Raw genomic sequence first — 5,105 nt, forward strand, 5'->3', positions numbered from 1 at the left:
TGCGGGTTGATGCTGGAGGAACTGGTGGACGCGGGCCTGCTCCAGCGCGCCGACGCGGCCGGCCAGCCGGACCAGCGGCACGTACCAGACGAGGTCGACCACGGCCCAGATCACCGAGTAGGCGAGCAGCGCCGGCAGGACGGGGGCTCCCCGCGGTACGAACTGGGGGAGGAAGGACACCGCGAACACACCGGCCTTCGGGTTGGCGAAGTTGGTGACCAGACCGTGCCGGTACGCCCGCCCGAGCGGCACCGCGGCCGGCTCCCCCGCTTCCTCCTCGGGCCCGGCGGCCCGCCGCGCCTGCCACAGGGCCCGCGCCCCCACCCACACCAGCACGACGGCGCCTGCCGTCCGTGTGACGTCGTAGGCCACCCGCGAGGCCAGCAGCAGCGCCGACAGGTCGAAGGCGGCGGCGAGACCCCACAGCAGGACGCCGCACTCGTTGCCGAGGACCGTGGCCATGCCGGTTCTGCGGCCGTTCACCACCGCCCGGCGCAGCGGCCCCGGCACCATGGCGATCAGGAAGGCCGCGCCGATGAACGCGACGACGGAGGTCGGCATCGACGCAGCATCCCCGAACGCGCCCGTCTCCACAAGCACTTCACGGGTACGGTCGGCCCCACGGCCGACGCTCGGCTGACCATCCCGACGCCCTGCGGCGCCTACCACGAGGTGTGCCGCGCGCGCAGGTCTGCGCACAGTGCGACGGGAAGGGGACGGCGGGGTGACGCGGAGCGCTGGTTAGGCTCGGTGTCGTGCCGAATGGCGACATCCTTCAGCTGCTGGTCTCCCCGGTGCACCGGCTCGCGGGCCGGCCGGGCGACGGTGTGCCCGAGCTGCCGCCCGACGAGCTCGTGACGACCGCCGAGGTACGCGCGGGACTGGGCATCGTCGGCGACCGCTACTTCAACCGGCCCGCCCACCGCGACGCGTCGATCACCCTCATGGCGGCCGAGCGGCTCCCACCGTCCGGGCCGCCCGGGGCGGACCTGCACCTGGCCCGCCGCAACGTCCTGCTGCGCGGGGTCGACATCGACGCCTGGGTCGGCGCGACCGTCTTCCTCGACAGCGGAACCGGACCGGTGGAGTTCGAGGTGCGCAGCGCGGCCCGGCCCTGCGCCTGGATGGACACCACCCTCGGCCCCGGCGCACAGCGCGCACTGCGCGGCGGCGGGGGAGTCCGCTGCCGGCCACTGACCGACGGCCGCCTCACCGTGGGCCCGGCCGAGTTCGGGGTGCTGCGACCGCCTCCCGCCCGCGCACCGCACGGCGACACCGGCACCGCATCCCGGCGACACGAACGCTGAGGACGCCGGCGCCGTGGCGGGACGCGGTCACGTGCCCGAGACCAGCAGCTGGTTGGCCAGGCGGTTGGCCTGGGTCAGGAGCGCGCCGTAGGTGGCGACCTCGTCGGGGTCGTCCGTCGTGGAACGGACCAGGTCCCGGCGCAGGCCGTCGAGCGTGTCGCGCAGCGCCGCCACCGCCCCGCGCAGCTCGTCCTCGCAGGCGTCGCCGAACCGGCTGTGGCTGTAGAGCCGCAGCGCGTGGGCGGTCTGGCAGAGGAACTTCGCGTAGTGGCTCGCGAGTTCGGGGCGCAGCCGGCGCGCCGTGCGGTCCTCGGCGGAGGTCTCCAGCACCGTACGGGTCACGCCCGTGGTGTGCACGGCCGCGTAGTCCAGCACCACGATCGCGTCGTCGTACCCCTTGCCGGGCAGCGGCACACCACCGGTGCGGCTGCGCCGCAGGTTGCCGCGCATGCTCTCCCGGCTCCAGCCCACCGCCGAGCGTGCCCGGTCCACGAGGCGGTGCAGCCGAAGCGCCCGCTCGTGCCAGTCGCCGGCCTCCTCCGGATCCCAGCGTCCGCCGGTCAGCCCGTCGGCCACCGCGCAGAGGATGTCGTGGGCCTCCTCGGTCGCGTCCCGCAGGACGGCACGAGTGTCGTGCAGATAGAGCGGCGGGCGCACCAGCGCGTTGACGGCGATGCCGACCACCGCTCCGAAGAGGGCCTCGGAGAGCCGGGCGGCGGAGTCCGCGACGGTGACGGAGCCGCTGGTGAGGACGAACAGGGCGCCCGTGGCCGCGTAGATCCCCTGGCTGCCCAGGCGCCGCCACTGCCCGAGCAGCATGGCGACGGGCAGCACCACCGCCATCGCGGTCACCGTGTCGTGCAGCACCAGGCCGACCGCGGTGGCCGCGACCGTGCCGGCCGCGATCGCCGCGAGCTGCTGCAGTCCGTGCGCGAAAGACCGGTACACGGTCGACTCCACCAGGACCACCGCGACCCACGGCGCGACGAACGCCACCGGCGCGTGAAGCCACCAGCCCGCCACCGCCCAGGCCAGCCATGCGGCCAGCGCCGCCTTCACGGCCTGGACCGCCAGATCCCGTTCGCGGCCCGGGCCCATCCAGGCCCGGCGCGCACTGCTCAGCGTCGCCGACAGGTCACTCCAGATCGACGGCAGCGTTCCTCGTATCCGATGCACAGCGGCCCGGGTGCCACCCCGGAGCCCGTCCCATGCAGCCCGTCCGGCCGCACCCACACTTCGCATGGCGCCCCGGGTGACCAGCACAGTCACACCCACGCACCGCCACGTCCCACGACATCGCGAGCGAGGTACGGCGCCGACGGGACCCGACGCCCGCGGCGCGACGACCCCGTCCCGTCGCCCGGCCCGATGCACGCCGCGTCAGGCCGGCACCGCGCGCAGTGCGCGCAGCACCGCCCAGATCACCGAGATGACCGGGACGGCGACGATCGCGCCGATCACCCCGGCGACGATGCTGCCCGCGATGACCGACACGGCGACGACGAGGGGATGCAGCCGCACCGCCCAGCTCATCACCAGGGGATGCAGCACATGCCCCTCCAGCTGGCCGATCACGACGATCAGCGCCAGCACGGCCACGGCCGTGAGCGGTCCGCGCCCGGCGAGCGCCACGACCGTGGCGACCGCGAGCGCGACCGGTGAACCCACCAGCGGCACGAACGCGGCGAAGAACTCCAGCAGGGTCAGCGGCAGTGCGAGCGGGACCCGCAGCACGAGCAGGGCGACACCGACCAGCACCGCGTTGGTCGCGGCGATGATGATGATGCCGCGGGTGTACCCGGCGAAGCTCCGCCAGGCCGCGCGTCCCGCCCGGTCCCAGGCGGGACGCGCGCCGGGAGGCAGCAGCTGGTCGCGCATCCAGGCCCACAGCCGCTCGCCGGAGTGGATGAAGAAGACCGAGGCGAACAGCGCCAGCGCGCCGCCGGTGATCAGCTCCACCAGTCGGCCCAGGCCGGAGACGGCGCTGCTGAGCAGGCTCGACCGGTGTGCGGAGATGTAGTTCGTCACCTGGTGCACGAGGGCGGTGAGCCTGCCGGGGCTGAGCCGGAACGGCGGCCGCTGGAGCCACAGCTCGATCCGGTGGACACCGCCACGGAAGTCACCCGCGAGCCGAGGTGACTCGCCCGCCACCGCGTTGCCCACCAGGGCGAGCAGGGTCAGCAACAGCAGCAGGCTGCCCACCAGCGCGATCGCGACGCACATCGGCCTCGGCAGGACGCGGTTCAGCAGATCGGTGAGCGGCCGCAGCACCGAGGTGATCACGAGCGCCAGGAACAGGGCCACCGCGATGAGCTGGAAACTGCCGAGAATGCTGAAGACGCCGTAGACGACGATGCCGATGAGGATGAGCCGCCAGGCGTAGGCCGCGGCGATCCGCAGCCAGGGCACCGTCCGCTCGGCCACCGGCACCTGCGGCTCGGGGCGCGGCGAGGCCGGGAGCCGCACGGAGTACGCCGGCCGGCTGCCCAGCGCCGCACCGCCCGCCCGGCGTCCGCCTCCCGGTCCGGCCGCCGCCCGCCGACGCGTGTCGCCCACCTCTGCTCCCGCCTGCTCTCCGTCACTCTGGTGACGGCCGGTAATATCTACGTCACCGTAAGTGCAAGGCGGGGGAGGGCTCGCGCAACGCGCCCGCGCGCGGGTTCGCACGCGAGACCTGTGCTCACGCGCGGGTGAGCACAGGACCTTCACACGCATTCCGGGTGGACGGGGACGGCCGGGGGCACTCGTGAGCTGTCCTCGCCAGGAGGGGGTGATCTCCAGTGATCACCGTCGCGGTGCTGCTGCTCCCCGTGCTCAGCCTGTTGTTGTTCGGGCTCGATCAGGTCGAGGACCGATGGGTCATGCGCCCGTCGAGGTCGTGCCGGCACGCCCGCGTTCGCCGGCGCCGCCGCGTATTTCAGATCCGTCACCGTCCGCCTGCCGTGGCCGAGCTGCCGGCGACGCACCGGCGGTAGCGGCCGGCCGCGCCGGTCCGCTCCGCCGCGTCGCCGTGGCGCTCAGCCCGCCGTCCCGGTGTCGTCCGTCGCGCGGCCCACCGGCAGCAGCTCGCGGATGTCCGCGGGCAGGGCGCCCGCCATCCGCTCGGTGAGCTCGGGGGCAAGGGCGGCGTCGAGCACCTCCAGTACGGCGGCGGCCTCCCGCAGGGCCGTGTCCTCGTCGGTGCCCGCCCGGTCCGCGATGCGTCCCGCGAAGGCGGTCAGCCCGAACCGCTCGGCCGACGTCCCGGAGTCGCCCGCACCGGACGCGTCGGCCGCCTGCCGCATCGCGTCCGCCATGTCGGGCGGCAGCTGCGCGGCCACATGCCGGGCCAGCCCGGTCGGCAGCCGTTCCGACAGCGTGGTCACCACCGCGTGCGCGGCCCGCTCGGCGGAGCCCCGGTCGGGCAGCTGGGCGAGCGCCTGCACCTTTCCGATCATCTCGTCGTGATGCATGAGGCCGGACCCCTTCCTCACGAACTCTCTCGAAGCGGCACCTGCGGCGCCCCCGGCACGTCCGCGACGACCGAGTACCCCGAAGACGGCGGGGACCGCACGGCCGGGCATCCAGCGGCGGGGAGGTGAGCCGGGCGGAGCCGGTGGCACCGGGGCCCCGGCCCGGGGTGCTGCGAGGTGTGCGTGGCGGAAGCATGGCCGGGCGGCGCTGCTGCGGGACCTGCCCGACGGCCAGGGCCCGAGGCGGCCGGGCCGAATGGGTCCTGCCCGGGCGACGGCGTGCTCGGTGTTGGGCCTGGGACCGGACCGCGGCGGCTCAGCTCTGCGGCGTCGACCGAGTACCTCC

At 74.6% G+C, this 5,105-nt stretch carries 6 protein-coding genes; 2 read left to right on the forward strand and 4 right to left on the reverse strand.

Annotated features, from left to right (window positions below; all coding sequences use genetic code 11):
- A partial coding sequence (locus ACWEN3_RS41045; protein WP_452982190.1) for a LysE family translocator occupies nucleotides 1-561 on the reverse strand: 561 nt, incomplete at its 3' end.
- A gap of 194 nt (nucleotides 562-755) precedes the next feature.
- On the opposite strand from ACWEN3_RS41045, the gene ACWEN3_RS41050 reads away from it, so the two are divergent.
- Complete coding sequence (locus tag ACWEN3_RS41050) at nucleotides 756-1,307, forward strand: molybdenum cofactor biosysynthesis protein (protein ID WP_452982193.1); 552 nt, start codon at nucleotides 756-758, stop codon at nucleotides 1,305-1,307.
- 27 nt (nucleotides 1,308-1,334) lie between these two features.
- Here the strand turns inward: ACWEN3_RS41050 and ACWEN3_RS41055 are convergent, their stop codons facing one another.
- Together ACWEN3_RS41055 and ACWEN3_RS41060 are read right to left on the reverse strand one after the other, a co-directional pair.
- On the reverse strand, nucleotides 1,335-2,405 hold the full coding sequence (locus ACWEN3_RS41055) for an FUSC family protein (RefSeq protein WP_452982205.1): 1,071 nt from the start codon (nucleotides 2,403-2,405) through the stop codon (nucleotides 1,335-1,337).
- A 282-nt stretch (nucleotides 2,406-2,687) separates the two neighbouring features.
- Nucleotides 2,688-3,863: an AI-2E family transporter gene (locus tag ACWEN3_RS41060; protein ID WP_452982196.1), complete on the reverse strand. Its 1,176-nt coding sequence runs from the start codon at nucleotides 3,861-3,863 to the stop codon at nucleotides 2,688-2,690.
- Nucleotides 3,864-4,087: 224 nt separating this feature from the next.
- Here ACWEN3_RS41060 and ACWEN3_RS41065 point away from each other — a divergent pair, with 224 nt between their 5' ends.
- Nucleotides 4,088-4,282, forward strand: a complete 195-nt coding sequence (locus tag ACWEN3_RS41065) for a hypothetical protein (protein ID WP_452982199.1) — start codon at nucleotides 4,088-4,090, stop codon at nucleotides 4,280-4,282.
- 42 nt (nucleotides 4,283-4,324) lie between these two features.
- Here ACWEN3_RS41065 and ACWEN3_RS41070 read toward each other — a convergent pair whose 3' ends face one another.
- Entirely contained in the window at nucleotides 4,325-4,759 is a 435-nt protein-coding gene (locus tag ACWEN3_RS41070) for a DUF2267 domain-containing protein (protein WP_452982202.1), read from the reverse strand.
- Between the last annotated feature and the right edge of the window lie 346 nt (nucleotides 4,760-5,105).

This window comes from Streptomyces sp. NPDC004561, assembly GCF_053602155.1.

What these genes read in the sequence shown, in the direction of transcription:
- ACWEN3_RS41055 (WP_452982205.1), bottom strand. Translation starts at nt 2,405, where the DNA reads ATGGGCCCGGGCCGCGAACGGGATCTGGCGGTCCAGGCCGTGAAGGCG.
- ACWEN3_RS41070 (WP_452982202.1), bottom strand. Translation starts at nt 4,759, where the DNA reads ATGCATCACGACGAGATGATCGGAAAGGTGCAGGCGCTCGCCCAGCTG.